Source organism: Mesorhizobium sp. C268A (assembly GCF_040324475.1).
Lineage (GTDB): Bacteria > Pseudomonadota > Alphaproteobacteria > Rhizobiales > Rhizobiaceae > Mesorhizobium.
In genome coordinates this window covers 193,861-220,371 of sequence record NZ_JAMYVX010000003.1, presented here as the reverse complement: position 1 = coordinate 220,371, position 26,511 = coordinate 193,861, and the positions used below count along the sequence as shown (strand labels likewise).

The window sequence follows — 26,511 nt, the reverse complement described above, 5'->3', positions numbered from 1 at the left end:
TGGGTGCTCTAGCTGGGGGCGCTATTTGGCGTCAATGAAGTCCAGCGCCGCATGGCTATATTCGTCCGGCGCCTGCAGCATGGCGAAATGACTGGCGTTGGGCAGGATGATGAGCTTGGCGCCCGGAATGACGGAGGCCATGTATTCGGTGTGTTCGCGCTTGATCGCCTCGTCATGGTCGCCGGCAACGATCGCGGTCGGCGTGGTTATCTTGCCGAGCTGTTCCTTGGTCCAGGCCGGCTCCGACTCCCACATGTGGCTGATCTGCGCCACGAAGGCATCGTACTGGTCGGGAGTCTTCGACAGTTTCTTGTAGTCGCGGCCCGAGCGGTCGATATAGGCGGCAAAGGTCTTGTTGGTCAGCACACCCGGATCGACGCCATCGGTGGTGACGTTGGCGGCCTGCGCAAAGAGCCGTGTCAGCCGCTCCGGATGATGCAGCGCGATGTCGATGCCGATAATGCCCCCGTCGCTCCAGCCGACAAGAGCGGTCTTGTCGATCTTGAGATAGTCGAGCAGCGCAAGATAGTCCGACGCCATGAGGTCATAGCCGTAAGCTTGCTCGGTGCGGGTAGAACGGCCATGGCCGCGGCTGTCGGCAATGATCACCTTGTGCGTCTTGGACATCGTCGCCACCTGGCTTGCCCAGATGTCGCCATGGCCAAGGCCGCCATGGATCAGGAGAATCGGATCACCGGCGCCGAAAACGGCATAGTACATCTGGATGCCGTTGACCGGCGCATACCCGCTCTGATCCGGTTTGGGCATCGCCGCCGGCTCCGGCAAGGTCTGCCAACGTTCCTCGGCGGATACAAAGCCGGCCGAGATCAGGAACAGGGTGACGAAGGCGAGTGCTTTCAGGAACCGGATCATGACTTCACCTCAGGAGGTTTCGGGCTCATCACAACAAAAACCCGCCTCGCGGCGGGTCGTCGGCGCAAATCAGCACCATAGCCAGAATGGTAGCATAAGTGGCGGCACAAGCCAAACTGAATGACCGCACCACTGATGCCTGCCCTCGGGGTGAGCAGGTGCGGCGCATCCGCCCGGGCGAATTCTCATCGACGGATTTCGTCCGTGATCGCTGGCCAAAACCTTGCCGGCTTGGCACAGTCGGGCAAACAGGAGTCTTTCATGGCCAAGCAGCCGTCGGCGACGAAACCCAAGCCCTGGACCGAGATGGCGACGCATCTGGTCGACGTCGCAACGGGGCGCAAGCCGGCCGACCTCGTCATCCGAAACGGCCGCTGGGTGAACGTGCATTCCGGCGAAATCATAGCCGGCACCGACATCGCAATCTCAGGCGGCCGCTTCGCCTATTGCGGGCCGAATGCCAGCCATGCCATCGGCCAGGGCACCAAGGTGGTCGATGCCGGCGGCCGCTATCTCGTGCCCGGCCTGTGCGACGCGCATATGCATGTCGAGAGCGGCATGGTGACGGTGACCGAGTTCTGCCGCGCTGTCATCCCGCACGGCACCACCTCGATGTTCATCGATCCGCACGAGATCGCCAATGTGCTGGGTCTGCCCGGCGTGCGGCTGATGCATGACGAGGCCGTCGCCATGCCGATCAACGTGCACGTCCAGATGCCATCCTGCGTGCCGTCCGCGCCGGGGCTGGAGCATGCCGGGGCCGAACTGACGGTCGCCGATGTCGCGGAAGCGATGACCTGGGAAAACATCATCGGGCTCGGCGAAGTCATGAATTTTCCCGGCGTCATCGCCAATGATCCGGTCATGTCGGGCGAGATCGCCGCAACGATCAAGGCCGGCAAGACGGTCGGCGGCCACTACGCGTCGCGCGATCTCGGCCTGCCGTTCCATGGCTATGTCGCCGGCGGGCCGGAGGACGACCATGAAGGCACGCGCGCCGAGGACGCAATCGCCCGTGTGCGCCAGGGCATGAAGGCAATGCTGCGGCTGGGCTCGGCCTGGTACGATGTTGCCTCGCAGATCAAGGCGGTGACCGAGAGCGGTCTCGACCCGCGCAACTTCATCCTGTGCACCGACGACAGCCATTCCGGCACGCTGGTGCATGAAGGCCATATGGACCGGGTGGTGCGCCACGCCATCCAACAGGGATTGAAGCCGGTGACGGCGATCCAGATGGCGACGCTGAATACCGCCCAGCATTTCAAGCTGGAGCGCGAACTGGGCTCGATCGCGCCGGGACGGCTGGCCGATCTGCTGATCGTCTCCGATCTTGCCGCCATGACCATCGACGAGGTCTATGGCCGCGGTATCAGGCTGGCCAAGGGCGGCAAGCTCGAGATCGACATTCCGGCCTATGATTACCCCAAATCGGCGAAGAACACCGTCAAGCTCGGCAAGAAGCTGAAGCCAGGCGACTTCGACATTGCGGCGCCCAAGGGCGCCAACGAGGTGCGGGTGCGGGTCATCGGCGTGATCGAAAACCAGGCGCCGACGCGGGCGCTGGAGGCCGACCTGCCGGTCGAGGACGGGCTGGTCGCCATGGACCGCCGCAACGACATCTGCCAGATCGCGCTGGTCGAGCGCCACCGCGGCACCGGCGGCGTCACCAATGCCTTCGTCTCAGGCTTCGGCTATATGGGCGACTGCGCCATGGCGTCGAGCGTCGCACATGATGCCCACCACATCATCTGCGTCGGCACCAACAAGGAAGACATGGCGCTGGCCGTCAACCGGCTGGGCGAGGTCGGCGGGGGCGTGGTGCTGTTTTCGAAGGGCAAGGAGCTTGCGCTGGTCGAAATGCCGATCGCCGGGCTGATGTCGGACGAGCGGGCGGAAATCGTGGCGGCCAAGGCGGAGAAACTGACCGAGGCGATGCGCAAGATGGGCTGCTCGCTCAACAACGCCTACATGCAGCACTCGCTGCTGGCGCTGGTCGTCATTCCGGAGCTCCGGATTTCCGATGTCGGCCTGATCGACGTGACGACGTTCCAGAAGGTCGATCTTTTTATCTGAGATCAGCCCGCTGCTTGGCTCTCATCCGCCGGTGGCGATGGTCAGCACCTTGAATGGCGTGGTGATGATGATCTCGGCGACGGATCCGACTGCCTTGCCGAGGCCTCGGCCGAGATTGTCGATCTGGCCCTGCGTGGGTTCGTCCGATGCCAGGCCGGCTGGAGCGCGCAGACGGTCGCCGAGCAATTGCACCAGGAACGGGTTGTCGGCGAATTTGGCGTGGTTCAGGCGGTCGCCGCCCTTGATCTGGCTGAGGTCGGCCACAACGACGCCGTAACTGGCAATGTCGGCGGCGTTGCCGTAGTCGCCGACGCGCGGCTTGTCGCCGGATAGCAGGCTGGACAGTCGCAGAGCACGGTCGTCGGCGGAAAGCAGGATGACGAACGGCCTGTCGGGCTTGCCGTAGCGGATCATCTGCTTCTTGAAGACGTCGACATCGATATCGGGCGATGCCAGGACGACACGGCCGAGCTTGCCGTCGAGATCGCGGTCGCCGGTGATGGCGAGCTGGCGCAGCGCTTCCATCGTCACCCAGGTTCCCATCGAATGCGCGATGATGTCGATGCTCTTGACCTTTGTCTTGGCGAGCATCCTGAGCGTCGCTTCGAGGTCGTCGCGCGCGGCGTTGGCGCTGTCCTTGTCGTAGATATAGCCCGTGGTCTTGCCGCTCGAAGCCCACGAAAACAAGATCGGCGTACCCGGATATTCGGTGTCGTGGGCGATCTGCGTCAGCCGGTAGACCCCATCGTCGAAGCCGTTGTTGAAGCCGTGGACGAAGACCAGCGCGCGGTCGCCATTCATGGTGATGTTGGCGCCGACGGCCTTGGCGAATTGCGAGGCGTCGCCATAGTGGACGACGTCGGTGGCGGTGAATTGCTTGGCCGGGTTCGAATTGGCCGAGCCCTCGGCGCGCTCGATGGCGCCGACCTGGTGGACCTTCGGCACGGTGACGTCGACCCGGGCGTAGCTGGTGGTCAGCGAGCGATCGCCATCGAACACCTGGCGTGGGTCCTTGGTCGCCTGCTTGCGGGTGGTGGCGACGAAGATTTCGTGGGTGGCCGCGATGTCGGAGGCAGGCACCGAAACCGTCGTCTTGTTCAACAGGTCATGGGTGTTGGGGCCGGCGCAGCCGGCGGCAGCTAGCGCGAACGCAAGGACCAGGACAGTCTTCCAACGCTCGTTCACGCGGGCTCCCGCTGGCGCATTGGCGCCGATTTCAATGTCGTAGAGGCAGAGACCGGCCCGGTCCAGTTGAAAGTGATCGGGCCGAGCGGCATTCGCGACCTCACGCGGCGACGGTCGCCGCAAGGCGACAGCCTTATTGTCCGAGCGCGCTGATACGGTCGGTCACCGTCTGGTCGCTGGCAAAGCCGTCATCCTCGCGCAGCCGCTGGCCGATCATCTTCACCAGTTCGGGATTGTCGGCGAATTTGGTGTGGTTGAAGCTGTCGCCTCCCTTGACCTTGGAAAGGTCGACCACGGTGACGCCATAAGCGGCGAGGTCGGCGGCATCCTTGTAGTCGCCGACGCGTGGCCGCGAGCCGGCGATCAGGCCTGAGAGCCGCAGCGCCCGGTCGTCGTCGGAGAGCAGCAGGATGAACGGCTTGTCCGGCTTGCCGTAGCGGCGCATCTGGCTCTTGAAGACGTCGACGTCGATGTCGGGAGAGGCCAGCACGACATCGCCGAGCTTGCCGCCGAGATCGCGGTCGCCGGTGATGGCCATCTGGCGCAGCGTTTCCATGGTCACCCAGGTTCCGAGCGAGTGGGCGACGATGTCGATGCGCCGCGCGCCGGACTGCTGCAGCATGCGCAATGTCACCTCCAGCTGATCGCGGGCGGCGCTGGCGCTTTCCTTGTCATAGACATAGTCGGTGGTTCTGGCGCCCGATGCCCAGGAAAACAGCACCGGCGTGCCGGGATAGCCGGAATCGTGGACGATCTGGGTCAGGCGGTAGACCGCGTCGTCGAAGCCGGTGTTGTAGCCATGCACGAAGACCATGACGCGGCCGCCGCGCGCGGCGATGTCGGCGTTGAGCGCGCTTGAGAATTGAGGCTGCGCATCGTAGCCGACGACCTCGGAAGCCATGAAGTATTTCGCCGGGTCGTTCGACTTGCCGCGCGAGCGGCGCTCGATCTGGCCGGTCTGGTGGACGCCGGGAACGGTGACGGTGACGCGGGCGTAGTTCAGCGTCGCCGAGCGTTCGCCGTCGAAAACTTTGTTGGGATCGTCTGATTTCTTGCGTGTGGTGGCAATGAAGATCGAGTGATTGCCCGAGATTTCGGTCACCGGCGTGGACATGACGGCGCTGCCGAGCAGTTCCTCGGTTTTGCGGCCGCCGCAGCCGGCGATCAACAGGGCAAGTGCAAGAATGCAAATCGTCTTCAAACGCACGTCAAAAATTCCACTCCGGCCAAAAGGCCCATATACCCCCGCGGCACCTCCCGGACAGTGAGAGTGCGGCAGAAGTAAGTCGTGTCCAGCCGAAATGTGGTCAGCGTCGAGCCACGGTCATCGCACTGTTGCGCGAAAGCCAGAATGGCGGCAGGAACGCAGGGATGTTGGAGAAGGGCAATACCTCGGGCTTGAGCCTGATGCCGAGCACATCGCCCATGAAGGCGCGGCGCGCCTCGATGCGGCGCCATGCCTCGGGATAGCGGGCCGCGATCTCCTCGCGCAGGGACTCATCGGCAAGCGCGATACCGTCTTCGATGTTGGTGGTGAAATAGCTGGTTCCGGTCGCCGGAATGATGTCGACCTGCAGCGCCATGCCCGATTGCAGCTTGATGTCCGAGCCGGAAAACACCGGCGAATGCATCCATTCGTCGATATGGACGAGATGGCCGGGATTGAGCGAGACGCCGAAGAACGGGTCGCCTATGCGGTCATGCACGGCTTTCCAAAGCGCTCCGCCGGCAACGCCTATGCCGATGGTCTCGTACCAGTCGACGACGGCGGCGAAATAGGGCGCTACCAGCTGTTCGACATAGTCGCTTATCTCGCGCGGCAGTTCGGCCGCGCTCTCGACCAGGAAGCCGGCGCGGGCGTTGAGCGAGCCCTGGATGCCATAGGCCATGGTGACGGGATCGCCGCGCTTGATGATGTCGAGGCGCGGGCTAGGCAAGCCGTAGGGCGCACGCCTGCCGGCGGACAGCATCGGGTGGCAGCACAGGGGCAGGCCGTTGATCCCCATCAGCCGCGCGGCCTGCAATTCGCTCATGCCGGGCTCAATATTCCCAAGCACGTTGCGCAGGCCCTGCGAGGAAAAGGTCGCGGCGAATTCGAAGGACGCCAATTGGTCTGCCTCGTTGATGGCGCGTAGGCCGTCGGATGGGTTCATCAACAGGTTGGCGGCGTTGACCACCGCGCCTCTGTCGCCGGCCAGTGTGCGCAGCGTATCGGCGATGAAGGACGGCAGGTCGAGCGTCGTCTCGCCAACGCCGCCATCGCCGGGCCCGAACGGCTTCCAGCCGATGGCGCCGATCTTCTGGCCGGCTTTCAGGCCGCAGGCGGCAAGAGTGTCGGCAAGTGAGGCGGAGCGGTCGCGTGGCTGCGCCGGCAGCGAGAAGGTCTGGTAAAGGACGCGCTCGTAAGGCCCGTCGCAGATTTCGGCATAGCCCCAACCCTCATTGCCGACGAGAAGCTTTGGCTGGCTGCCGGGAACGATGACCAGCAGCGTCTCCTCGAAACGCGGATCGTAACCACTGAGATAGGCGACATTGGCCGCGTGCTCGCGGTCGCCATAGACGGCGAAGGCGTCGAGCCCGGCCTCGGCGCCGCGCGCCAGCAGAGCCTCGATGCGCGCTTCGTAGGTCCGCCGCTGAACTAGCGGCATCACTGTTGGCTCGCCGAATTCAGGAAGGTCTACGGTCTTCAGGGCGACAGCCGAAACAGGCATGAGGATGGCTCCAGTGGATTTCCTGCTGGCGCGCCAAAGCGGCCGCGCCGCATCGGTGGCTGCAAACGGCGAATTGTGCAATAGGCTTCGCCTTCGAACCATTCGATCCAGAGGTGACGGCGCCATGAACAGTTTCTCCTTCCGTGTCGCCACCGCCGCAGCCGCGATCCGCGAGATCTTTCCCGAAACGCCGCTGCAGGAAAACGACTATTTGTCGAAGAAGACGGGGGCTCGGGTGCTGTTGAAGCGCGAGGATCTTTCGCCGGTGCGCTCCTACAAGATCCGCGGCGCCTTCAACTTTTTCCGCAAGGCGCTGGCCGCAGGCAACGAGGCCGAGCTGTTCGTCTGCGCCTCGGCCGGCAACCATGCGCAAGGCTTTGCCTTCGTCTGCCGCCATTTCGGCAAGAAGGGCGTGGTCTTCATGCCGGTGACGACGCCGCAGCAAAAGATCGACAAGACGCGGCTGTTCGGCGGCGATTTCGTCGAGATCAGGCTGGTCGGCGACTTCTTCGACGACTGCTACCGCGCCGCCTTCGAATTCACCGAAAGTTCCGGCGCGCATATGGTGCCGCCCTTCGACCACAAGGACATTATCGAGGGGCAGGCGACGGTCGCCTATGAGATCGCCGGCCAGATGCCGAGCGCGCGCATGCCCGACATCATCATGCTGCCGGTCGGCGGCGGTGGCCTGGCCGCGGGGGTGACGCACTATTTCGCCGATCAGCAACGTGACGCGCGCTACGTCTTTTGCGAACCGGCCGGTGCGCCGAGCCTGCATCAGAGCCTGGCCGGCGGCAAGCGCGTCCGGCTCGCCAATGTCGACAATTTCGTCGACGGCGCGGCGGTGGCCGAGATCGGCCGCGAGCCGTTGCGCCACCTCAAGGAGTTCGCCGCTCAGGCGGTGCGGCTGATCCCTGAGAACCGGCTCTGCGCCACCATGATCGAGATGCTCAACATCGAAGGTGTGGTGCTGGAGCCGGCCGGTGCCTTGGCGATCGACGCGTTGAAGGATTTTTCGCGCAAGGAAATCCGCGGCAAGACCATCGTCGCGGTGGTGTCGGGCGGCAATTTCGATTTCGAGCGGCTGCCCGACGTGAAGGAGCGGGCGCTGCGCTTCGAGGGGCTGAAGAAATACTTCATCATCCGCTTTCCGCAGCGGCCGGGCGCGCTGCGCGACTTCCTCGAACTGCTCGGTCCCGACGACGACATCGCGCGCTTCGAATATCTGAAGAAATCGGCGCGCAATTTCGGCTCTGTGCTTATTGGCATCGAAACCAAAGACCGGCGAAACTTCGATTTGCTGAGGGCGAATTTCGAGGCCGAGGGCGTCCACTATCAGGACATCACCGACAACGAGACCCTGGCCGGGTTCATCATATGAGCGGTACAGCCTGCCACCCGAAGCTCGAAGAGCGAAGGGTGGTCTTCGTCGCGCTGTTTTCCGGCATCAATGTCGGCGGCAACCGCATCGTCCAGATGGCGGAGTTGCGGGCGTTATTCGAGGCGCTAGGCTTCACCGATGTCGCCAGTTATGTGCAGAGCGGCAATGTCGTGTTCCGGACCAAGAAGGGCGACGCCGCCACGCTGGCGAAACAGATCGAAATGGCGTTCGAGAAAAAATGGGGCTTTCACTCGCGCATCATGGTGCGCGATCTCTCCTGGTTCGAACGGTTGGTGAAGGAGAATCCTTATCCGGAAGTCGCCGGCGATCCGACCAAGCTTCACGCCTACACGCTGGAGCGCCAGCCGACGGCGGACGAGATCGCCAGGCTTGCCGAAAAATGCACCGGCCCGGAAAGTTTCGAGGTCAGGGACGACGTGCTCTACCTCAAGGCGCCGGACGGGCTCGGCAAATCGGTGTTCGCCAATCTCATCCCGCGCGTGCTGAAAGTGCCCGGCACCGCGCGCAACTGGCGGTCGGTGCTGGCGCTGCTGCAGATGGCGCGTTCGCTTTGAATCGCTTAGATCTGCGTTGCGGTTGCGATGCTAATTAAGTCTCGGCTAAACAGTTGTTTTCTGCAACAATTTCCGATTTTCCGGCCTGGGCAGCTTAATGAATATTGCATGTCTGTGCTATGCTCTTTCCGACTGCATTGGGGAGTTTCATGAAACGTCTGCTTCTCGCATCCACTTTCCTGATTTCGGCTTGCGGCGCGACGTTCGCCGCCGACGTGATTGAGACCGTACCGGCAGGGTTTGTCTGGTCGGGTGGCTATGTCGGCATCAACGCCGGCTATGGCTGGGGACGCGGTGACGCGGTCGACCAGACGGATTCCTTCTTCGACGAGGAGCTTGGTCAGACCCATGACGTCGATACCGACGGCTTCCTCGGCGGCGTTCAGGCCGGTTACAACTGGCAGTCTGGAGCATTCGTCTATGGCGTCGAAGCCGATCTGGGCTATCTCGGCCTCGATGGCGACAGGACTATCGTCGAAGAGCCCGACAATTTCGGATCGGCGAAACTGGGCGTCTATGGCGATCTGACGGCACGTCTGGGCTACGCCACCGACAGGCTGGTGATCTACGCCAAGGGCGGCGCGGCGGCGACTCACTACAAATTGAGTTATGGCGATACTTTCGATTTTGACGGGGTGCCCGACCCGGACAGCAGCGCATCGAAGAGCGGAGGCCGCTTCGGCTATACGATCGGTGGCGGTGTCGAATGGGCCTTCGCCGACAAATGGACCACGAAGCTGGAATACCAGTACTTCGACTTCGGTAAGGTCCGTTTGACAGATATCGAGGGCAACGACGCAAAGGTGAAGATCGACGCCCATACGATCAAGATCGGCCTGAACTACAAGTTCTGATCGATCCGTCGTTCCGACGGTTCAGATGGCGTCGCAACCAAGTGACGCCATAACGTCGCCCGGGGCTGGCAGCTTCCGGCGTTCGGCGTTGCGGCTGACAGCAGATCAGGTCGCCGGAGCCTGCTTCCACTCGAAAGTCAGTTCCTCGCGGAAGGCAAAGCGCTTGATGTGATCGGCAACAACGCTCTCCATGCGCTCCAGCGATCCGCTTTCATCCGTCGACACCGTGATATGCAGCGCTGCCGCATCGGCATCGAGAACCGTGCGGCCGAGCGACAGATCGATGGTGCCGTGGTTCAGATCGAACTCGACGGGAAATTTGTGCGCCCAGTGCTTGCACAACTGCTGCAAATAGCGGCTGGCATACGCGGTGGAGACATCGGCACGGCTGGTCGGCATAAATGAATTCTCCTGGGTGAGGCACTGGCTTTGCTTGGCTGGCGCGACAGGCAGGTAAATAGGTGCCGTTGCTCGAAATGGCAAAGGCGGCCGGCTTGTCGGCGCGGCCGCCTCGCTCAAGATGGCGTGATCGCTACCAGGTGCCGGTGTTCGGCATCGATGCCCACGGCTCAGCCTTGGGCTTGGCCGGGCCCTTCTGCAGCAGTTCGAAGGAGATGCCGTCCGGCGACTTGACGAAGGCCATGTTGCCGTCGCGCGGCGGCCGGTTGATGACGACGCCATTGTCCATCAGATGCTGACAGGTGGCGTAGATGTCGTCGACCTCATAGGCGAGGTGGCCGAAATTGCGTCCGCCCTTATACTCCTCCGGGTCCCAATTGTAGGTCAGTTCGATCAGCGGCGCCTTCTCAGTGATGCCGCTTTCTACATCCTCGGAGGCGGCGAGGAAGATCAGCGTGAAGCGGCCCTGCTCGTTTTCGTAGCGGCGCACTTCCTTAAGGCCGAGCTTGTTGCAGTAGAAATCGAGCGAGACATCGACGTCGGCGACACGGACCATTGTGTGGAGGTAGCGCATGGGATTTCCTCGGGGATGTTTGGGTTGCGAGGCAACATAAGGTCCACCCCGCCGAAGGGCAACGAGCATCGACTGAAAGTGGTCACCGGTTTTGGAAAAATCAGATTGCTCCGACAAAAGCGACGGACACAAGTGGTTGCCGATTTCGGCGAAATCCCTTGCAAATTGCCGACCGGTTGACCGCCTTGACGGATCGTCATTGCTGTCGGCAGCGACGCCGGCAAACAACAAGTCAGCTATTCCTGTATTCAACCGTGAAAAAAGGCACGGCAGGTCTTGCACACCCCGGAAGCGGCGGTGTTAATCTAATGTCAAGAATCACTTGCGGTTTTCTTGAAAAAAAGGGGGCGTTCTTATGGGGGATAAGGCCTCTTTCACGAGGCGGGATGAGAACCTTGACGACGCCCTGAAGAGTGACAGTGGCGGCGATAGCGCCGACCTTGTCGAAATCGCCGGCGCCATCAAATGGTTCGACGTGGCCAAGGGCTACGGTTTCATACTGCCCGATGACGGTTCTTCGGGCGACATCCTCCTCCATGTCACCTGCCTTCGAAAGGACGGTTTTCAGACGGCATTGGAGGGCGCGCGTGTCGTGTGCCTTGTCAAGCATGGCGACCGTGGTTTGCAGGCTTTCCGGGTGCTGTCCATGGACACCACCACCGCGGTCCATCCGGCCGAGATGCAGGAACAGCGCACCCATGTGGCGGTGACGCCGGAAAGCGGGCTCGAGCGGGCGCTGGTCAAGTGGTTCAACCGCACCAAGGGCTTCGGCTTTCTGACGCGCGGCGAGGGCACCGAGGATATCTTCGTCCATATGGAGACGCTGCGCCGCTATGGCATCACCGAGCTCAGGCCCGGACAGGTCGTGCTGGTGCGTTTCGGACGCGGTGAAAAGGGCCTCATGGCTGCCGAGATTCACCCTGATATGGGCACCTTGCCGGTCGCGCATTAGGACGCGAGCCTTCCTGAGGAAGTCAGGACGGCGTTTTTCTTGGTTTCACCACGATCTTATCCGAATACCTGAGACCACTTTTAGGGATCATGGTCTTTGGTCGAGGATTTCCAATGGCGTACAGGAACTGGCTGACAGCGGGCGCGCTCTGCGTCATCGTTGCGGTAGCCGCAGGCGCTTACTTCTATTCCGGGCAGCCGACCGCATCCCAGCAGACGATCGCCGGCGGTCAGGCGATGATCCTTCCCGTCGATCCGACACCCTTGGTCGTGGCGACGAAAGGGGGCGATAAATCCTTTTCGATCGAAGTCGCCGACACCGACTCGGAACGCGAGGCCGGCCTGATGTATCGCCAGGATATGGCCGACAATCATGGCATGCTGTTCGTCTTCGAGATGCAGAAGCAGGTCGGCTTCTGGATGCACAACACGCCGATGCCGCTCGACCTGATCTTTGTTGGACAGGACGGCAAGGTCCGGGCCGTCAAGCACGGCACTCCATTGTCCGATGCAGTCATCTCGCCGGGTGTGCCAGTGCGCTTCGTGCTGGAGCTCAAGGCCGGCACCGCCGCCAAAAACGGCATCGACCATGGCGATCTGCTGCGCCATCCGGCCGTCGGCACGGTGTCCGGCCCCGGCATGCCGCCATCGGACAAGGGCAACGCGCCCACGCCCGGCGCCGGCTGAGCCGCTCCCGATGCAATTCTTCTCCCATGACGGGTTCGACTTCGCCTTCCTCGACCGCCAGCCGGCGTCGGGGGCGGGCGATCCGGTGCTGATGATCCACGGCTTTGCCTCCAGCCACTATGTCAACTGGGTATCGCCCGGCTGGTTCAAGACGCTGAACGATGCCGGCTATCGCGCCATCGCCTTCGACAATCGCGGCCACGGCTCGTCGTCGAAAAGCTATGACGAGGCCGACTACACCCCGGCCAAGATGGGCTCGGACGCGGCGGCCCTGCTCGACCATCTTGGCATCGGCCGCGCGCATGTCATGGGCTATTCGATGGGCGCGCGCATCGCGGCGTTCCTGGCACTGTCGGATCCCGACAAGGTGGCGACGCTTGTCTTCGGCGGGCTCGGGATCGGCATGGTCGACGGCGTCGGCGACTGGGATCCGATCGCCGAGGCGCTGCTGGCCAACGATCCGGCCGCCACCAGCCATCCGCGCGGTCGCTCGTTTCGCGCCTTTGCCGATCAGACGCGCAGCGACCGCCGCGCGCTGGCCGCCTGCATCGCCACGTCGCGCGAACTGCTCAGCGAAGACGACATGACGCGCATCGCCCAACCAACGCTGATTGCGGTCGGGACGACAGACGATATCGGCGGCTCGCCCGACGAGCTCGCCGCGCTGATGCCGAACGCCAAGGTGTTTCACATAGACGGCCGCGACCATATGCTGGCTGTGGGCGACAAGACCTTCAAGCAGCGGGTTTTGGAGTTTTATGCCGAAAATCCGCTTTAACCGGTAAGCGATTTTCGGGCGATATGGATTGGGCGGCCGGCGAGGGGTGGCAAACAATGGCACAATGGGGAAGAAGCGCCGACGCTCTGCCGGGCGCCGTCGTGACAAGCAAGTTCGGCAAGCGTTCCGTCATCCTGGCGCTGCTCGCCTTCGGTGCCGGTGTGATGGCGCTGACCACAATGGTGGCGCTTCCGACCCACGCATCCGAGCGTGCCCAGAACATCGCCACGGGTTTCTTCATGGCGGTTTTCCTGCTGGCAGGGCCGTTGGCGCATATTGCCGGATTGATTTTCGGACTGATGGCGCTGGTGCGTTCGAACGATAGCCGCGTGCTTGGGGTCGTCGGCATCCTGCTCAACGGCGGCTCCCTGGCGGTTGGCTTCCTGCTGCTTGTGGCAATGGCATCGACGATAGGCGCTTTCACCTGATCGGGGACGAGTAATGGCCGGATGGGGAAGAAGCACGATAGCAATGCCCGGCGTGGTGGGGCGGAGCAGCTTGGGCAAACGCTCGGTGATCCTGGCCCTGCTGGCGTTCGCAATGGATTTTGCGGCGGTGGTCACGCTGGCGTTGATGCCAGGCGAGGCGTCGCTGGCCGCTCAAAACGTCCTCGGCGGGGTTTTTCTGGTGGTGTTTCTCGTTGCGGCGCCGCTGGCGCACATCACCGGCGTGGTTTTTGGCTTGATGGCACTGGGACGTTCAAACGACAATCATGTCCTCGGCATCATGGGTATCCTCCTCAACGGGCTGTCGTTGGTGATCGGCCTGTTCTTTGTTTGGGCGGCGACCAAGTCCGTTGGCGCCTTCAGGTGATCGATCTTCGTCTGGCTTGCAGCCGGAGGCGGTGCCGCTTTGGTTGAACTTTTCGTCACCTATATGGAAATGCGCCAGGCCGATCTGGCGCCTGCGCGCGCCAACCCGGCGGCAAGTGCCAGGGTTGTGCGTGAGAGGCTGGACCGCGCCGCCTATCTCAGCCTCTACCGCGCTGTCGGCGAGCCGGTGCAGTGGGACCAGCGGCTGCGCATGCCGGCGGAAGAGCTCGAGCGCCTGCTGGCGCTGCCCTCGACATATATCCATGTGCTGCGCGTCGAGGGCGAAGCGGCTGGTCTGTGCGAATTCAACGGCGTCGGCCAGCCTGAGGTCGAGCTGGTTCATTTCGGGCTGGTCCCCGTCTTCCAGGGTCGCAGGCTTGGGCCGTTCCTGCTCGACCAGGCGCTTCGCGCCATCTGGTCGCACGCGCCGCAAGGGGTCTGGCTTCATACCGACACATACGACCATCCGGCTGCGCAATCGGTCTACAGGCGCGCCGGGTTCAAAGCCTATGCGCAGCGCATGGAGACATTTCCGGATTAGGATTTGAGCGTTTCTAGAGACCGCGCCAGGTTTTGCCTGGCCTGGGGCTCGAACCTCTGGCGGAATTCCTGCGTGTGAAAAATATGCTGGCGCGCGAGGAAAGTCTTGAGAATCGCGCCGCGACCGGCGCGCCACATCGGCTCCTCGACCCAGCCATATTCGCGGCGGACCGCTTGTTCATAGGCGTCGAAAGCGTCGGCTGACGCACCCAGGATCGCCAGGTCCATGTCGAGGAAAAGCGCTGCGTCGCGGAGGGCGTTCTCATCGGCAAGGCACCGTGGTTGAAGGCTGGGCAGTTCATGCGTGGCGGTGGCGACGATCATCGCCGCTATGCGGCCGAGGCGCTCCGGATCGGTGCGGGCGGCAAGTTTGTCCTGCGCAAGTGCCGCACTCCTGGCCTCGTTGTCCTTGGCGCGGCTGTCATAGATGGCGTCATGGAACCAGATTGCGGCTTCGACGGCGCCGGAATCATGCAGCGATGCTCGATATTCGTCCGCCAGCGCCAGCAACGCCTCTATATGGGCGAGGTTGTGATAGTGGCGATCCGGAGCTTGATAGAGCGCGGAGAGCGCGCGTTTCAGCGGAGCGTCGATCAAGGGTTCGTTTTCCATGGCGGCTTGAATTTCCGTGAACCAAATCCATTTCACCGAGCACTAAGGAAAATTGAGTTCAATCGTGCTATGATCTGGCTTATATGTGCCGCCGGAGAATAGGCAAGCGGCCAGGACGCAGGACAAGACGTCGATGAACAGCATCAGCATTTCCCGCCCCACAATGGTCCAGCCGATCGATCCGATCTGGCGTTCGGTCCGCGACGAGGCGATGGAAGCGGTCAACCGCGACCCGCTTCTGGCGGCGTTCCTCTATTCGACCATCCTCAACCAGGAGAGCCTGGAGGAAGCTGTCATCCATCGGCTCGCCGAGCGGCTCGCGCATCAGGACATCGGCTCCGACCTCATCCGCCAGACGTTCAAGTCGATGCTGGCCGACGACAAGGAATGGTCGTCGATCGTGCGTGTCGACATCCAGGCCTATTACGACCGCGATCCGGCCTGCGACCGCTTCATCATGCCGGTGCTCTATTTCAAGGGTTTCCATGCCATCCAGACGCACAGGCTGGCACATTGGCTGTGGAATCAGGGCCGCAAGGATTTCGCGCTCTATCTGCAGAGCCGCTCGTCCTCGGTGTTCCAGACCGACATCAACCCGGCCGCCCGCATCGGCAAGGGCATCTTCATCGACCACGCCACCGGCCTCGTCGTGGGCGAGACGGCGGTGATCGAGGACGATGTGTCGATCCTGCATGGCGTGACGCTGGGCGGCACCGGCAAAGCCGGCGGCGACCGTCACCCCAAGATCCGTTACGGCGTGCTGATCGGCGCCGGCGCCAAGATTCTCGGCAATATCGAGATCGGCCATTGCTCGAAGATCGCGGCAGGCTCGGTCGTGCTGTCGCCGGTGCCGCACAACAAGACGGTTGCCGGCGTACCGGCCCGCGTCGTCGGCGAGACCGGCTGCGACCAGCCTTCGCGGCAGATGGACCAGCTTTTGCCGTCGCAGTCGATGGATCAGGTCGTCAGCTTCGACATCTGATTTGCAACACCCGGCGTGCCGGACTGAGTCCGGTTGCCGGCGCCGTTGCCCCTGGAGCATGATGCCGAAACGTGTGAGGCGGTTTTCGGACGACATCATGCTCTACCTCCTTGATTTAGAGGCGGATTTGGATTCGACCTGAAATCATCCGGCCCCAGGGTTCGCGTTCTATCCAGCCGGCTTGCCTTTACATCGCCATTGTCGACGTGCCAGAAGCGCGTTCCAACGAGCAAGCCCGACGATCGGAGAAGACTTTTGAAGCCGGACGAAATCAGAAAGCTGGACGCCTATTTCAAGCGCGTCTTCCAGAATCCCAAACTCGAGGTGAAGGCGCGGCCGCGCAAGGAAGATTCGGCCGAGGTCTATGTCGGCGACGAGTTCCTCGGCATCGTCTTCAAGGACGAGGACGACGGCGACTATAATTTCTCGATGGCGATCCTCGACATCGATCTGGCCTGAGCCCAGACGGCTACGGACTTCGGCGATTGGCGGCAGCCAGCTGCGCCATCGTCATCCCGGGGAGAAGCAGCCGCAGAGCGGCGTCGCTGAGACCCTGGGATACATTCCGGGCCTCGGCTCAGGAATGTGGCGGTCCAGAACTGCCTCTGCTGCTTCCCAACAGTAATTCTGCACCGCTTCGCTGCCTTAAGGGCATGGAACGGATCCTCGGGTCCGCGCGGCTTCGCGCCCGTGTATGACAAAAGCAGAGGGCCGCTACCGTGCGGTCTTTAAGACGCGCGTGGCCTCGGCGACGATAGCGGCGTCAAGCGCCGGCCAGTTGCCCAGCAACTCCCGGGGAAAGCGGTAGGTCAGGCTGAGGCTGTCGCCGACCTGGATGTCCCGCTCGCAGGGCGCCAGCGATTCCTCGGCGCTCGGTCCGCTCAGGCAGCGGGCGACGAACGGGTCCTTGCCGGCCCGGCCGGCGACCGCGAGCACCTCGTTGAGATAGCCTGATTTTTCCGTAAAACCGTAAATCGTCGTGCCGCCGGGGCCGGGCGCGCCGGGCTGGCTGATGAGCGCGCTATAGATCGGCGCGAAACGGCCGCTCATGTCGCGCGACATCATCTGCGGTTCAAACGACAGGAAGATGATGTTTTTGGCGGCCCCCGTGTGGTTGAAATCGTCGCGGGCGGCTTCGCTGTAGCCGTCCATCTGGGGATAGCGCAGATAGAGGTCGAGGCGCGAAGCGATGCCGTCGCGGCGCGCCTGCAGGAAGCGGATGGCGTTGGCCGGCACGGCAATGACATTGTTGCCGATCACTACCCTGTGGACCGTGGTGTCGTCGGTGTAGCCGGCCATGGCGATCGAGCGGCCGAACCATTTTCCGCCAAGGCTGATCGCCAGCGACAGCAGCGCCAATGCGGCAAAAGCATAGAACACCCGCTTCATCAGCACGGAATCGACGACGTTGAACTCTTCTGCGGTCGCTGCCTGCTTCATCGCAATCCCCATAGTCGCCGCCCTCTGTCCCTGGGCGGCACACATGCCGCGGCATGGCTCTTGCTGCGCTGGACGCGACTGTGCGATTTCATGGTAAACGGAAGGTAAAGATGAGCCTGCTGCTGCCCGTTCTCTTCGCTTTCGCCGTCGGCCTCACCGCCTGCGGGCTTACCGGGTCTGTGATGGAACTGGCGGCGGGCCGCCGGCTTGCCTTTGCCGAGCCTTATGTGTCGCCGGCGTACATCCTGCGCTCGCTGGCCGCGACCGCTTGCGCCGGTCCGTTCATGCTCGCCAACGATGCGCTCGATGCGCGGCGCGAAGGCCGTATTTCCACGCTGATGCTGGTGTCCTGCGGCTGCACGGTGATCGCCTGGGCGCTGGCGCTGGGCATCGTGCTGATCGCCATTGTCTCCTGGGGCATTGGCTCTCCTGGTGCGCTTCAGCTTTTGGTGGAATCGCTTGCGCGGTATTTGCCTTGAGGCAATTGCTGGGGAAACCGCTACGCGGTTTTCCCAGGATTGTTCTAGGGTTTGTCCGGCCTGCGACGAATCGGAGACTGGAAATGCCGACCTATGCAATCGACGGAAAATCGCCCCGTTTCGAGGATGCCGACAGCAACTGGATCGCGCCCGATGCGACCTTGATAGGCGACATCAGCGTCGGTCGCAATGCCGGCTTCTGGTTTGGCGCAGTCATCCGCGGTGACAATGAGCCGATCGTCATCGGCGCCGACAGCAATGTCCAGGAACACACGGTGATGCACACCGATCCCGGTTTTTCCCTGACGATCGGGCAGGGTTGCACGATCGGCCACCGCGCCTTGCTGCATGGCTGCACGATCAGCGACAACAGCCTGATCGGCATGGGCGCCATCGTGCTCAACGGCGCCAGGATCGGCAGGAATTGCCTGGTCGGCGCCGGCGCACTGGTCACCGAAGGCAAGGAGTTCCCCGACAATTGCCTGATCGTCGGCTCGCCCGGGCGGGTGATCAGGACGCTGGACGATGCCGCTGTCGCCAGGCTGCGCGCCTCGGCCGCGCACTATGTCGCAAACGGCAAGCGCTTCAAGGCGGGGCTGAAGAAGGCCTGAACTCTATTCCTGTTTGACGATGATCTTTTCCGAACGGCAGGTCAGCGCAGCAAAAACCGGTTCTCACTTTTCGCTGCCGCGGTCCTTCGGCTCGGGATCATGGTCTGAAATGGTGGAGCCGGCCCGGGGACGGGGCCGGCTCCTTAAAACCCGGTCGTTGGGGACGGGGAGGGTGGGGACTCGACCGGGCTTTCTCGTTAGGCACGTCGCATTATTCGATGTGCTTGACCTCTGTGATGGCGTCCTAGCGGACGCTGGCAACCGCGTCGGCGCGACCGTCATTGATCGTCACCCACACGCCGGAATTCTGGTCGGACTGGCGCTTCAGGTATGTATAGTCGGTGTCGGTCCAGGACAGCACCTTGGACTCCAGATTGTCGAGGATGAACTCGCCGAGGCTGGTGCGCACGGTCAGCACCGCGTGGCCGTCGCCATTTTGTTGGCGCGCCACGGTCATCAAGAGATTGCCGGCGGGAACGCCGATCGCCATCAATTCGCGGCGCTTCTCCAGCGCATAGTCCTCGCAGTCGCCGAAGCCGCTGTCGGGATAGGACCAGACCTCTTCCTTACCCCACATTTCCATGTCGGTGCGCGGCACGATCCGGGTGTTGACCGAATTGTTGACGTCGACGATCGCCGCCCACAGCTTGCGGGTCAGTTCGACCGGTGCCTGCTTCGGCGTGCGCTGAGCGCACTCCTGCGGCAGCTTCTGGCAGAATTCGTAGTGACCGACCGGCTGTGTCGTGCGGCCGCCAGTGTGCATGTAGGCCGGTCCTGCTGCTTGCGCCGTTCCCCAAGCGGAAAGCTGCATCGCCATTGCCAAGAGCAACAGCTTGCCCCACGTCTTTGCCATTCGTCAGTCTCCCCGTTTGAGGAGACAATGACAGCGTTGGATTTATTTGACGCAAAAACCCGAAGTAGACATTGAGTAAAACCTCAATAGAATACGCGTAAAATTTGACCTATTTTAATATAAAATCGTTCAGGTCTCGGCGTAAAACCGCGGTGTCGGGGCGCGGATTTCCGGGTGGAGCCGTGGATTTGCTGCGTGCCGCTACAAGCTGGAGAGGCAGGCGGAACGCCGGCAACAAAAAACCGGCCGCGCAGGGCCGGTTCGTTTTTGCTGCCTGTTGCCGATCGTTCAGGCGCGCGGGGCGTTGAACTCGGAATCGAGCGTTTCCGGGCGCTGGATGACGGCGAATTCGATGGCGACGCCATCCTCGAAATGACGCACCACCTGGCCACGCATGGTGCCCAGCATCACCTGGATGCCGAGCGCCGGCTTGACGTCGATCTCGACCGCCGCGCCCGACAGCGACAGGTCGATGATGCGGCACTGATACTGGCGCCCGTCGGTGAGCTGCAGCACGCTTGTCGGATTGCGCGGCGCCACGCGTTCGTGGCGGCGGTCTTCCGGCAGGTCGAGTTCATGCTTGTTGGCGAGCCAGGTCAACTGCGCGGCAAGCTTGTCCTTCTTGCGATCCGAAGCAATGACGGTCATGGCGAAGCCGTCCTGCGAGGTGCGCGTCACCACGCCCTCGATGCGGCCGATATGATCGATATAGGCAATGATTTTTTCGCCCGGCATGCCGACGCGCTCGGTGCGCAACGCGACATTGCCCGGCGACATATCGACGACCTGGCAAGGGTGCTCGGTGCGGTCCTCCAGCATGAAGCGCCCGTAGATCTTGACCCGGACGCGCTGAAAATTACGCCTTTCGGCGCGGGACGGTGCGTATTCGACCGCCGCTGACCTCATGACTGCCTACACCCCGTTGGCATTCCCGCGTCGTGCGTGGAATCTCGGCAAAAACTACAGCCAAGCAGGTTAACAAAGGGGAAAAGTAGGCCCCCGATAGTTAAGATTAGCGCCGGCTTGGAGACTATTGCTCGCGCCCGCCGTCGAACACGACGAGGTGGCGGATACGGCGCGACCGACCGAGCGCCGAGATGGTCTCCGGCGCTTCGAGTTCGGGAGCCAACGACGGAACGGATATTTCCGGCCGGTTTTTCAGGAACATCGGGTCCTTGTCGGGATCGATGACGCGGATGGCATCGATCAGCGCATCGGTGATCGGGTCGGCGCCCAGCCAGAACGGCTTTTCCACGGCGCTGATGACGCCGAGGCAGCGCGGGTTCTCGACGCCGCCATCGAGCGGCAGCGCAAGCAGTTCGAAGTGGTTGGAACGGCCGTTGCGGCTGAATCCCTCATAAGTGATCGACACCACGGATTTCTGCTCGAAAACGCCGTGAATGAGGCGCGACACCAGCCGCTGGTCCTTCTCACGCCATAGCGAGGGGAACGAAAACCCCTTGAGCTCGCGGCCGTAGCCGGCGCAAAGCCTGGTGCCGGCGAGCCGGAACACCGCTTCGCCGCGCGTATCCCTTTCCAGGATGAAGGTGTCGGCCAAAAGCGCCTTGATGTCGGCCGGTTCGACCTCCGAACGCTTTGGGGCAGGACGTCCATGACGCAGGCGATTCCAATAATGGAACAGCGCGATTGATCCGTTCTGGTTCATGCTATGAAACTCCGCGCATTCTGCCGTCTGATGGTCCCATCGGTGAACAGAAAGGGCGCCCTCCGATGACCTACATGCGTTCCGGAGCAGGATGCGTGCCAGCGTCGTTAAGACTTGTTCACGGGTCGGGGGCGTTAAGGTTAACAAGTGGTTTACGTTGCGCGCGCAGGCTTGCCATGGCACACCAAAACCACTCCAGAAGCGGTCGTTTCGCGACGACCAACAGCACTTCGGTCAATAGTTTTAGGGGAGCAGGGGGCTCGACCAGCCGTTCAAGGGAAACCTTGGACGGCTTCTTTTTGATTCGCGGTTTGTGATTCGCGCTTTGTGATTCGTAGTTTGTGATTTGTCCGGGCATGGCCTAGTGCTCGCGACACGCAAATCCCTGGATCAGAGCATATGAGCGAACCGGCCGGCCCCCTGGAGACCGAACAGACCGCGGAGGCGCCGCCGCCGCGCCGCGAGCCGGTGTTCAACCTGCCACCGGCGGTGCTGGCGGTGATCGGCATCTGCGTTGCCGTCTTCCTGCTGCAGCAATATGTGCTGACCGAAGAGCAGCAGATAACATTGCTCACCGACGGCGCCTTCATTCCGGTCCTCTACACCGGCCAATACGGTTTCGACTGGTTCCTCTTCACCCGTCCTTTCACCTATGCCTTCATGCATGGTGGCGTTGCCCACATTGCCATCAACATGGTTGCGCTGGCCGCCTTCGGGTCGCCGCTGGCCAACCGTCTCGGCTGGTTCTGGTTCGCCTTGTTTTTCGCCGCCACCGGGCTGGCTGCGGTGGTGCTGTTCTGGGCGGTCCATCCATATGGCGAAGCACCGCTGGTCGGCGCTTCCGGGGCGATATCGGGCATGATGGGTGCGGCGGCTCGCTTCGGGTTCCGTACCGACCGCTCCTCCGGCAGGGCGGCCTTTGCCGGTCCCGTGCTGCCGATCGCAGTCGTTTTGCGCATGCGCGGCGTCGTCAATTTTCTCGGCGCCTGGATGGTCATCAACCTCGCCACCGGCCTTTACGGTCTCGGGCTCGGAGAACCCGGCCAGATCGCCTGGGAAGCGCACGTTGGCGGCCTCGTCGCAGGCTTCTTCGGATTGCGCTGGTTCGACCGGCGCTGGCGGGCGCCTGAATGGGAGATCCCCGACGACCAGCGCACCCCCGACTAGCGCACTCTATTGGCGCACCCCACTGGCACACTTGAAAAGCAACCGATCACGGCGCACGATGTTCACTCTTATGTGAAGCCGGTCAGGGCGGGAACTGGCTAGCCAAGCAGGAGGAGGAGGACGCCATGACGGTTAAGGCAATTCTCGAGAGAAAAGGCCATGACGTGTTCACGCTCGGGCCGAATGTAAAGCTCAGCGAAGCCATTCGAATCCTGGCCGACCACAAGATCGGTGCACTGGTCATCACCAATGGCGATCGCAAGATCGTCGGCATCCTTTCCGAGCGTGACATCGTGCGGGTCGTTGCCAGGGAAGGCGCTGCCGCACTTGATATAACGGTACGCTCGGCGATGACGCCGAAAGTGAAGATCTGCAACGAGAACCACACGGTCAACGAAGTGATGGAGATCATGACCAAAGGCCGTTTCCGCCATCTGCCGGTGGAAAAGGATGGGCTGCTCGACGGGATCGTGTCGATCGGCGACGTGGTCAAGCGCCGCATCGAGGATGTCGAGCGCGAGGCCGACGAGATCAGGGCCTACATCGCAACAGCCTGACCTGACGAAGAAACCGCCGACCGAATACCGGCCGGCGGCGTTCATTCATCGGTTGCCGAGCGGCCGAAAGGGCTGAAAAGGCCAGCCCGCTGCTCTGCGCTGCTTTGGGCGCTTGTCTCGCGAAGCGGTTTGCACTAGCGAAGACCGATACCCAAATTCGCGAAAATCGCAGTTTTCGCGAGCCAAAAGCGCAGGCCACCATGACCCTTATCGATACCCGCACGCCCGATGCCAAACGTTTTATTCCCGGCGCCACCGGCGATTGGGAGATCATCATCGGCCTCGAGGTTCATGCGCAGGTGACCTCGGAAGCAAAGCTGTTTTCCGGGGCGTCGACGACTTTCGGCGCGGCGCCCAACGCCAATGTCAGCCTCGTCGACGCGGCCATGCCCGGCATGCTGCCGGTCATCAATGATGAATGCGTCAAGCAGGCGATCCGCACCGGCCTCGGATTGAAGGCGCAGATCAACCACAAGTCGGTGTTCGACCGGAAAAACTATTTCTATCCCGACCTGCCGCAGGGTTACCAGATATCGCAGTTCAAGCAGCCGATCGTCGGCGAAGGCACGATCGTCATTTCGGTCGGTCCCGACCGGCAGGGCGAGTTCGAGGACATCGAGATCGGCATCGAGCGCCTGCACCTGGAGCAGGACGCCGGCAAATCGATGCACGACCAGCATCCGACCATGTCCTATGTCGATCTCAACCGCTCCGGCGTGGCGCTGATGGAGATTGTCTCCAAGCCGGACATGCGCTCCGCCGACGAGGCCAAGGCGTATGTCACCAAGCTGCGCACCATCGTGCGCTATCTCGGCACTTGCGACGGCAACATGGACGAAGGCTCGATGCGCGCCGACGTCAACGTCTCCGTTCGCAAGCCCGGCGGCGAATTCGGTACGCGCTGTGAGATCAAGAACGTCAATTCGATCCGATTCATCGGCCAGGCCATCGAGTTCGAGGCGCGCCGCCAGATCGCCATCCTCGAGGATGGCGGCAAGATCGACCAGGAAACCAGGCTGTTCGACGCCGTCAAAGGCGAGACGCGCTCGATGCGCAGCAAGGAAGAGGCGCATGACTACCGCTACTTCCCCGATCCCGACCTTTTGCCGCTGGAGTTCGACCAGGCCTATGTCGACGCGCTGGCCAAGGAGTTGCCGGAACTGCCCGACGACAAGAAGGCGCGCCTGATCTCCTCACTTGGCCTGTCGATCTACGACGCCTCGATCCTGGTGTCGGAAAAGCCGATCGCCGACTATTTCGAGCAGGTGGCCTCGGGCCGCGACGGCAAGCTTGCCGCCAACTGGGTCATCAATGACCTGCTCGGCCAGCTTAACAAGGCCGGCAAGGACATTGAAAATGCTCCTGTAACACCGGAGCAGCTCGGTGCCGTGATCGACCTGATCAAGGAAGGCACCATCTCCGGCAAGATCGCCAAGGATCTGTTCGAGATCGTTTGGAACGAGGGCGGCGATCCGCGCCAGCTGGTCGAAAGCCGCGGCATGAAGCAGGTCACGGACACCGGCGCCATCGAGAAGGCGGTCGACGAAGTCATCGCCGCCAACCCCGACAAGGTCGAGCAGGCTCGCGCCAAGCCGACCATGGCCGGCTGGTTCGTCGGCCAGGTGATGAAAGCCACCGGCGGCAAGGCCAACCCGCAGGCGGTCAACGATCTGGTCAAGGCCAAGCTCGGTATCGAATAGAACAATGTTCGTCCGCACCGCCAGCGAACGTGACCTTGCCGCTGTCCGCGCGCTGCTGGTCGAAACCTGGCACGCAACCTACGACGCGATCTATGGCGCCCAGCGGGTGATCGAAATTATCGACGACTGGCATTCGATCGCCTCGCTCAAGGCGCGGCTGACAAGGCCGAACTCGGAATTCCTGGTCGCCGATGACGGCAAGCGTATCGGCGGCATGGCTTTTGCCGCCGCAACGACGGATGCGAAGATCGTGCTGCTGAACCAGCTCTATGTACTGCCGGCCTGCCAGCGGCAAGGCATCGGCCAGGCCTTGCTGGACGAGGTCGAAGCCAGCTTTCCCGAGGCGAACAGGTTGCGCGTCGAAGTGGAAGAGGCCAACGTGCCGGCCATCGCCTTCTACCGTTCGAAGGGATTTTTGCCGGTCGGCAGCACCGCCGATTGCGGCGGCGGTTCGGGGTTGCCGGCGCTGATCTTCGAGAAGCCGCTGGGATAGGCGTCCGACGAAACGTTCAGTGCTGTCCCTTCAGGACGACCAGATAGCCGCGTTCCACCGGCTGCCGGAAGGCGATCTGTTCGGATGTGCCCGGATCTTTCGATTGCTTTTCGATGACGTAGCCGCCGGGATGAGACTTGAGCCATTCCTCAGGCTTGTCGGCGTTCTCGAATGGCTTCTCTATTCGCCCAAGGAAACCGACCTCGCCCTGATAATCGTAAGCGACGGCCCAGTCCGCGTCCTTTCGTTCGTCGATGAAGCTCGCCAGCGACGTGAGATCGTAGCGTTTGAACACGGTCGCCGAGGCGGCGGCGTGGCCGATGGCGAAAAGGGCAAGCATGACAAAGGCCGTCGCCCTCAGCCTGGCGACTGAAATCTCGGCCATGAAGTAGCCCAGCAGAATGGTCGCGAACGGTAGTGCCGGCACGACATAGTGCGGCTGCTTGCCGGATATGGCGCTGAAGACCAGCAGCACCGCAATGAACGAGAACGACAGCAGGCGCAGGGCACGCAGATCCGGGGATTTGGTGTCGATCAGGCTGCGTATCCGGGCAACCGGCCTCAGCCGCCACACCGGGGGGATAAAGGCCCAGGGCACGAACATGAGCGGCAACAGCATCAGGTAAAAGTAAAACGGCCGGCCATGCGAATTGTGCAGGCTTCCGGTAACCCGACCCGCCGACTGGTTCCAGACGAGATCGTAGACGAAACTGCCCTTGGTCAGGATGGTCGCGGGCGCCAGCCATATAGCGACCGGGGCAAGGGCGGCGAGAATTGCCAGGCCGGCTCCGGCAAAGAACTGCAAAGGGGCAAGGCCGGCTCGCCGGTCACGCCAGAGGGGATAGAGCAGGACGGGCGCGCCGATGTGAATGAGCACGACCGGGCCTTTGGCCAGCACGCCGAGCCCGATGAAGAGACCCGCCAGCACCGCCTGCCAGCGGTTGCCGGTCCTGGCGAAGCCCAGCAACGCCAGCAGTGCGGCGACCACACAGGCCGTCAAAAGCATGTCGAACAGGATCAGGGTCGAATAGATGACAAAGACGGTGCTGCCGGCCACCAGCCAGGGGATGCGACTGGCGATTTCCTGGCGCTCGGGAAACAGGGTTTTGGCCAGAAGTGTCGTCAGCCAGATGACCAGCGACGAGGCAGCGAAGATGACGAGCATCGCCGCCGCGCGGCTCACACCGAAGATGTTCCAGACGAGATCGATGAGCCAGAACAACAGCGGCGGCTTCTGCAGATAGGGCGCAAAGTTCATCGTCGGTACGAAGACATGTCCACCGAGATACATCTCCCAGGCGACGCTGAGATAGCGCGTCTCATCGACCGGCAGTAGCGGACGGAAAGCGAGCGCGATGCAAAGCAGGGCCAGCAGGAAGAGGTAAGGCAGCAGCCGTTCAATTCGTGTCGGTATCAAGTTCGGGGACCGCCCAGGAAATGGTTTCCACGTCCGGTCGTGCACGATGCACCGTCTCCGGACCGGAGCAGAACCGCACCATGATTTTGGCCGAATTGCAACGATGCCGGCTTGGTATTGTGGATTACGCCTGCGTACCGG

The 26,511-nt window shown here is 62.3% G+C and carries 31 protein-coding genes; 18 read left to right on the top strand and 13 right to left on the bottom strand.

Annotation, left to right across the window (positions count from 1 at the left end; all coding sequences use genetic code 11):
• Positions 1-21 precede the first annotated feature (21 nt).
• Complete coding sequence (locus tag NKL06_RS27975) at positions 22-873, bottom strand: alpha/beta fold hydrolase (protein ID WP_023691196.1); 852 nt, start codon at positions 871-873, stop codon at positions 22-24.
• Positions 874-1,134: 261 nt separating this feature from the next.
• On the opposite strand from NKL06_RS27975, the gene ade reads away from it, so the two are divergent.
• The gene (gene ade, locus NKL06_RS27970; RefSeq protein WP_023691197.1) at positions 1,135-2,946 is read left to right on the top strand and encodes an adenine deaminase; all 1,812 of its coding nucleotides are present in this window, start codon (positions 1,135-1,137) and stop codon (positions 2,944-2,946) included.
• A 21-nt stretch (positions 2,947-2,967) separates the two neighbouring features.
• On the opposite strand, the gene NKL06_RS27965 is transcribed toward ade, so the two are convergent.
• The 3 genes from NKL06_RS27965 to NKL06_RS27955 all read right to left on the bottom strand — a co-directional run bounded on the left by NKL06_RS27965 (position 2,968) and on the right by NKL06_RS27955 (position 6,842).
• Positions 2,968-4,131, bottom strand: a complete 1,164-nt coding sequence (locus NKL06_RS27965; RefSeq protein ID WP_023691198.1) for an alpha/beta hydrolase — start codon at positions 4,129-4,131, stop codon at positions 2,968-2,970.
• A gap of 133 nt (positions 4,132-4,264) precedes the next feature.
• A complete protein-coding gene (locus NKL06_RS27960) occupies positions 4,265-5,338 on the bottom strand; it encodes an alpha/beta hydrolase (protein ID WP_023691199.1) in 1,074 nt (357 codons plus the stop codon).
• Positions 5,339-5,438: 100 nt separating this feature from the next.
• A complete protein-coding gene (locus NKL06_RS27955) occupies positions 5,439-6,842 on the bottom strand; it encodes an aminopeptidase P family N-terminal domain-containing protein (RefSeq protein WP_023815359.1) in 1,404 nt (467 codons plus the stop codon).
• Between the two features lie 124 nt (positions 6,843-6,966).
• Here NKL06_RS27955 and ilvA point away from each other — a divergent pair, with 124 nt between their 5' ends.
• The 3 genes from ilvA (at position 6,967) to NKL06_RS27940 (ending at position 9,652) form a co-directional block, all read left to right on the top strand.
• Positions 6,967-8,223, top strand: a complete 1,257-nt coding sequence (ilvA, locus tag NKL06_RS27950; protein WP_023691201.1) for a threonine ammonia-lyase IlvA — start codon at positions 6,967-6,969, stop codon at positions 8,221-8,223.
• Positions 8,220-8,798, top strand: coding sequence for a DUF1697 domain-containing protein (locus NKL06_RS27945; RefSeq protein WP_023691202.1), 579 nt, complete (start codon positions 8,220-8,222; stop codon positions 8,796-8,798). Before ilvA ends, NKL06_RS27945 begins: the two co-directional genes overlap by 4 nt.
• 149 nt (positions 8,799-8,947) lie before the next feature.
• Complete coding sequence (locus NKL06_RS27940; protein ID WP_023691203.1) at positions 8,948-9,652, top strand: outer membrane protein; 705 nt, start codon at positions 8,948-8,950, stop codon at positions 9,650-9,652.
• Positions 9,653-9,757: 105 nt separating this feature from the next.
• On the opposite strand, the gene NKL06_RS27935 is transcribed toward NKL06_RS27940, so the two are convergent.
• Positions 9,758-10,051: a DUF2218 domain-containing protein gene (locus tag NKL06_RS27935; protein ID WP_023691204.1), complete on the bottom strand. Its 294-nt coding sequence runs from the start codon at positions 10,049-10,051 to the stop codon at positions 9,758-9,760.
• Positions 10,052-10,184: 133 nt separating this feature from the next.
• Positions 10,185-10,625, bottom strand: coding sequence for a VOC family protein (locus NKL06_RS27930; RefSeq protein WP_023681520.1), 441 nt, complete (start codon positions 10,623-10,625; stop codon positions 10,185-10,187).
• Positions 10,626-10,980: 355 nt separating this feature from the next.
• On the opposite strand from NKL06_RS27930, the gene NKL06_RS27925 reads away from it, so the two are divergent.
• The 6 genes from NKL06_RS27925 (at position 10,981) to NKL06_RS27900 (ending at position 14,394) form a co-directional block, all read left to right on the top strand.
• The gene (locus NKL06_RS27925) at positions 10,981-11,577 is read left to right on the top strand and encodes a cold-shock protein (RefSeq protein WP_031210305.1); all 597 of its coding nucleotides are present in this window, start codon (positions 10,981-10,983) and stop codon (positions 11,575-11,577) included.
• Between the two features lie 113 nt (positions 11,578-11,690).
• Positions 11,691-12,263, top strand: coding sequence for a DUF192 domain-containing protein (locus tag NKL06_RS27920; protein WP_023691205.1), 573 nt, complete (start codon positions 11,691-11,693; stop codon positions 12,261-12,263).
• 10 nt (positions 12,264-12,273) lie between these two features.
• Positions 12,274-13,041 carry an alpha/beta fold hydrolase gene (locus NKL06_RS27915; protein WP_023681517.1) on the top strand — a complete coding sequence of 256 codons (768 nt, stop codon included), beginning with the start codon at positions 12,274-12,276 and terminating at the stop codon, positions 13,039-13,041.
• Positions 13,042-13,097: 56 nt separating this feature from the next.
• Positions 13,098-13,469: a hypothetical protein gene (locus NKL06_RS27910; RefSeq protein ID WP_023741428.1), complete on the top strand. Its 372-nt coding sequence runs from the start codon at positions 13,098-13,100 to the stop codon at positions 13,467-13,469.
• 70 nt (positions 13,470-13,539) lie between these two features.
• Positions 13,540-13,854 carry a hypothetical protein gene (locus NKL06_RS27905; RefSeq protein WP_023744842.1) on the top strand — a complete coding sequence of 105 codons (315 nt, stop codon included), beginning with the start codon at positions 13,540-13,542 and terminating at the stop codon, positions 13,852-13,854.
• Between the two features lie 39 nt (positions 13,855-13,893).
• Entirely contained in the window at positions 13,894-14,394 is a 501-nt protein-coding gene (locus NKL06_RS27900) for a GNAT family N-acetyltransferase (RefSeq protein WP_023691208.1), read from the top strand.
• Here NKL06_RS27900 and NKL06_RS27895 read toward each other — a convergent pair.
• Positions 14,391-15,005 carry an HD domain-containing protein gene (locus NKL06_RS27895; protein ID WP_023681513.1) on the bottom strand — a complete coding sequence of 205 codons (615 nt, stop codon included), beginning with the start codon at positions 15,003-15,005 and terminating at the stop codon, positions 14,391-14,393. The genes NKL06_RS27900 and NKL06_RS27895 overlap by 4 nt on opposite strands.
• Before the next feature lie 133 nt (positions 15,006-15,138).
• On the opposite strand from NKL06_RS27895, the gene cysE reads away from it, so the two are divergent.
• Together cysE and NKL06_RS27885 are read left to right on the top strand one after the other, a co-directional pair.
• The gene (cysE, locus tag NKL06_RS27890; RefSeq protein ID WP_023691209.1) at positions 15,139-15,987 is read left to right on the top strand and encodes a serine O-acetyltransferase; all 849 of its coding nucleotides are present in this window, start codon (positions 15,139-15,141) and stop codon (positions 15,985-15,987) included.
• 255 nt (positions 15,988-16,242) lie between these two features.
• A complete protein-coding gene (locus tag NKL06_RS27885; RefSeq protein ID WP_006200852.1) occupies positions 16,243-16,446 on the top strand; it encodes a DUF3126 family protein in 204 nt (67 codons plus the stop codon).
• A 255-nt stretch (positions 16,447-16,701) separates the two neighbouring features.
• Here NKL06_RS27885 and NKL06_RS27880 read toward each other — a convergent pair whose 3' ends face one another.
• Positions 16,702-17,427, bottom strand: coding sequence for a hypothetical protein (locus NKL06_RS27880; protein WP_023667505.1), 726 nt, complete (start codon positions 17,425-17,427; stop codon positions 16,702-16,704).
• A gap of 110 nt (positions 17,428-17,537) precedes the next feature.
• Here NKL06_RS27880 and NKL06_RS27875 point away from each other — a divergent pair, with 110 nt between their 5' ends.
• Positions 17,538-17,906, top strand: coding sequence for a DUF6949 family protein (locus NKL06_RS27875; RefSeq protein WP_023691210.1), 369 nt, complete (start codon positions 17,538-17,540; stop codon positions 17,904-17,906).
• 83 nt (positions 17,907-17,989) lie between these two features.
• Positions 17,990-18,517, top strand: coding sequence for a gamma carbonic anhydrase family protein (locus tag NKL06_RS27870; protein ID WP_023691211.1), 528 nt, complete (start codon positions 17,990-17,992; stop codon positions 18,515-18,517).
• Positions 18,518-18,761: 244 nt separating this feature from the next.
• Here the strand turns inward: NKL06_RS27870 and NKL06_RS27865 are convergent, their stop codons facing one another.
• The 4 genes from NKL06_RS27865 to NKL06_RS27850 all read right to left on the bottom strand — a co-directional run bounded on the left by NKL06_RS27865 (position 18,762) and on the right by NKL06_RS27850 (position 21,394).
• Complete coding sequence (locus tag NKL06_RS27865; protein WP_023691212.1) at positions 18,762-19,370, bottom strand: transglutaminase-like cysteine peptidase; 609 nt, start codon at positions 19,368-19,370, stop codon at positions 18,762-18,764.
• Positions 19,371-19,658: 288 nt separating this feature from the next.
• On the bottom strand, positions 19,659-20,276 hold the full coding sequence (locus NKL06_RS27860) for a PilZ domain-containing protein (protein WP_023667501.1): 618 nt from the start codon (positions 20,274-20,276) through the stop codon (positions 19,659-19,661).
• A 124-nt stretch (positions 20,277-20,400) separates the two neighbouring features.
• Complete coding sequence (locus NKL06_RS27855) at positions 20,401-21,036, bottom strand: PAS domain-containing protein (protein ID WP_023691213.1); 636 nt, start codon at positions 21,034-21,036, stop codon at positions 20,401-20,403.
• A gap of 118 nt (positions 21,037-21,154) precedes the next feature.
• Positions 21,155-21,394: a hypothetical protein gene (locus NKL06_RS27850; RefSeq protein WP_155927147.1), complete on the bottom strand. Its 240-nt coding sequence runs from the start codon at positions 21,392-21,394 to the stop codon at positions 21,155-21,157.
• A gap of 41 nt (positions 21,395-21,435) precedes the next feature.
• Between NKL06_RS27850 and NKL06_RS27845 the strand changes: the two genes are divergently transcribed.
• The 4 genes from NKL06_RS27845 to NKL06_RS27830 all read left to right on the top strand — a co-directional run bounded on the left by NKL06_RS27845 (position 21,436) and on the right by NKL06_RS27830 (position 24,953).
• Positions 21,436-22,203: a rhomboid family intramembrane serine protease gene (locus tag NKL06_RS27845; RefSeq protein WP_023691214.1), complete on the top strand. Its 768-nt coding sequence runs from the start codon at positions 21,436-21,438 to the stop codon at positions 22,201-22,203.
• Between the two features lie 125 nt (positions 22,204-22,328).
• Positions 22,329-22,760, top strand: coding sequence for a CBS domain-containing protein (locus tag NKL06_RS27840; RefSeq protein WP_023667498.1), 432 nt, complete (start codon positions 22,329-22,331; stop codon positions 22,758-22,760).
• A 200-nt stretch (positions 22,761-22,960) separates the two neighbouring features.
• Entirely contained in the window at positions 22,961-24,460 is a 1,500-nt protein-coding gene (gene gatB / locus NKL06_RS27835) for an Asp-tRNA(Asn)/Glu-tRNA(Gln) amidotransferase subunit GatB (RefSeq protein ID WP_023691215.1), read from the top strand.
• Positions 24,461-24,464: 4 nt separating this feature from the next.
• Positions 24,465-24,953, top strand: coding sequence for a GNAT family N-acetyltransferase (locus NKL06_RS27830; RefSeq protein ID WP_023807389.1), 489 nt, complete (start codon positions 24,465-24,467; stop codon positions 24,951-24,953).
• A 16-nt stretch (positions 24,954-24,969) separates the two neighbouring features.
• On the opposite strand, the gene NKL06_RS27825 is transcribed toward NKL06_RS27830, so the two are convergent.
• On the bottom strand, positions 24,970-26,370 hold the full coding sequence (locus tag NKL06_RS27825) for an ArnT family glycosyltransferase (RefSeq protein ID WP_050587003.1): 1,401 nt from the start codon (positions 26,368-26,370) through the stop codon (positions 24,970-24,972).
• Between the last annotated feature and the right edge of the window lie 141 nt (positions 26,371-26,511).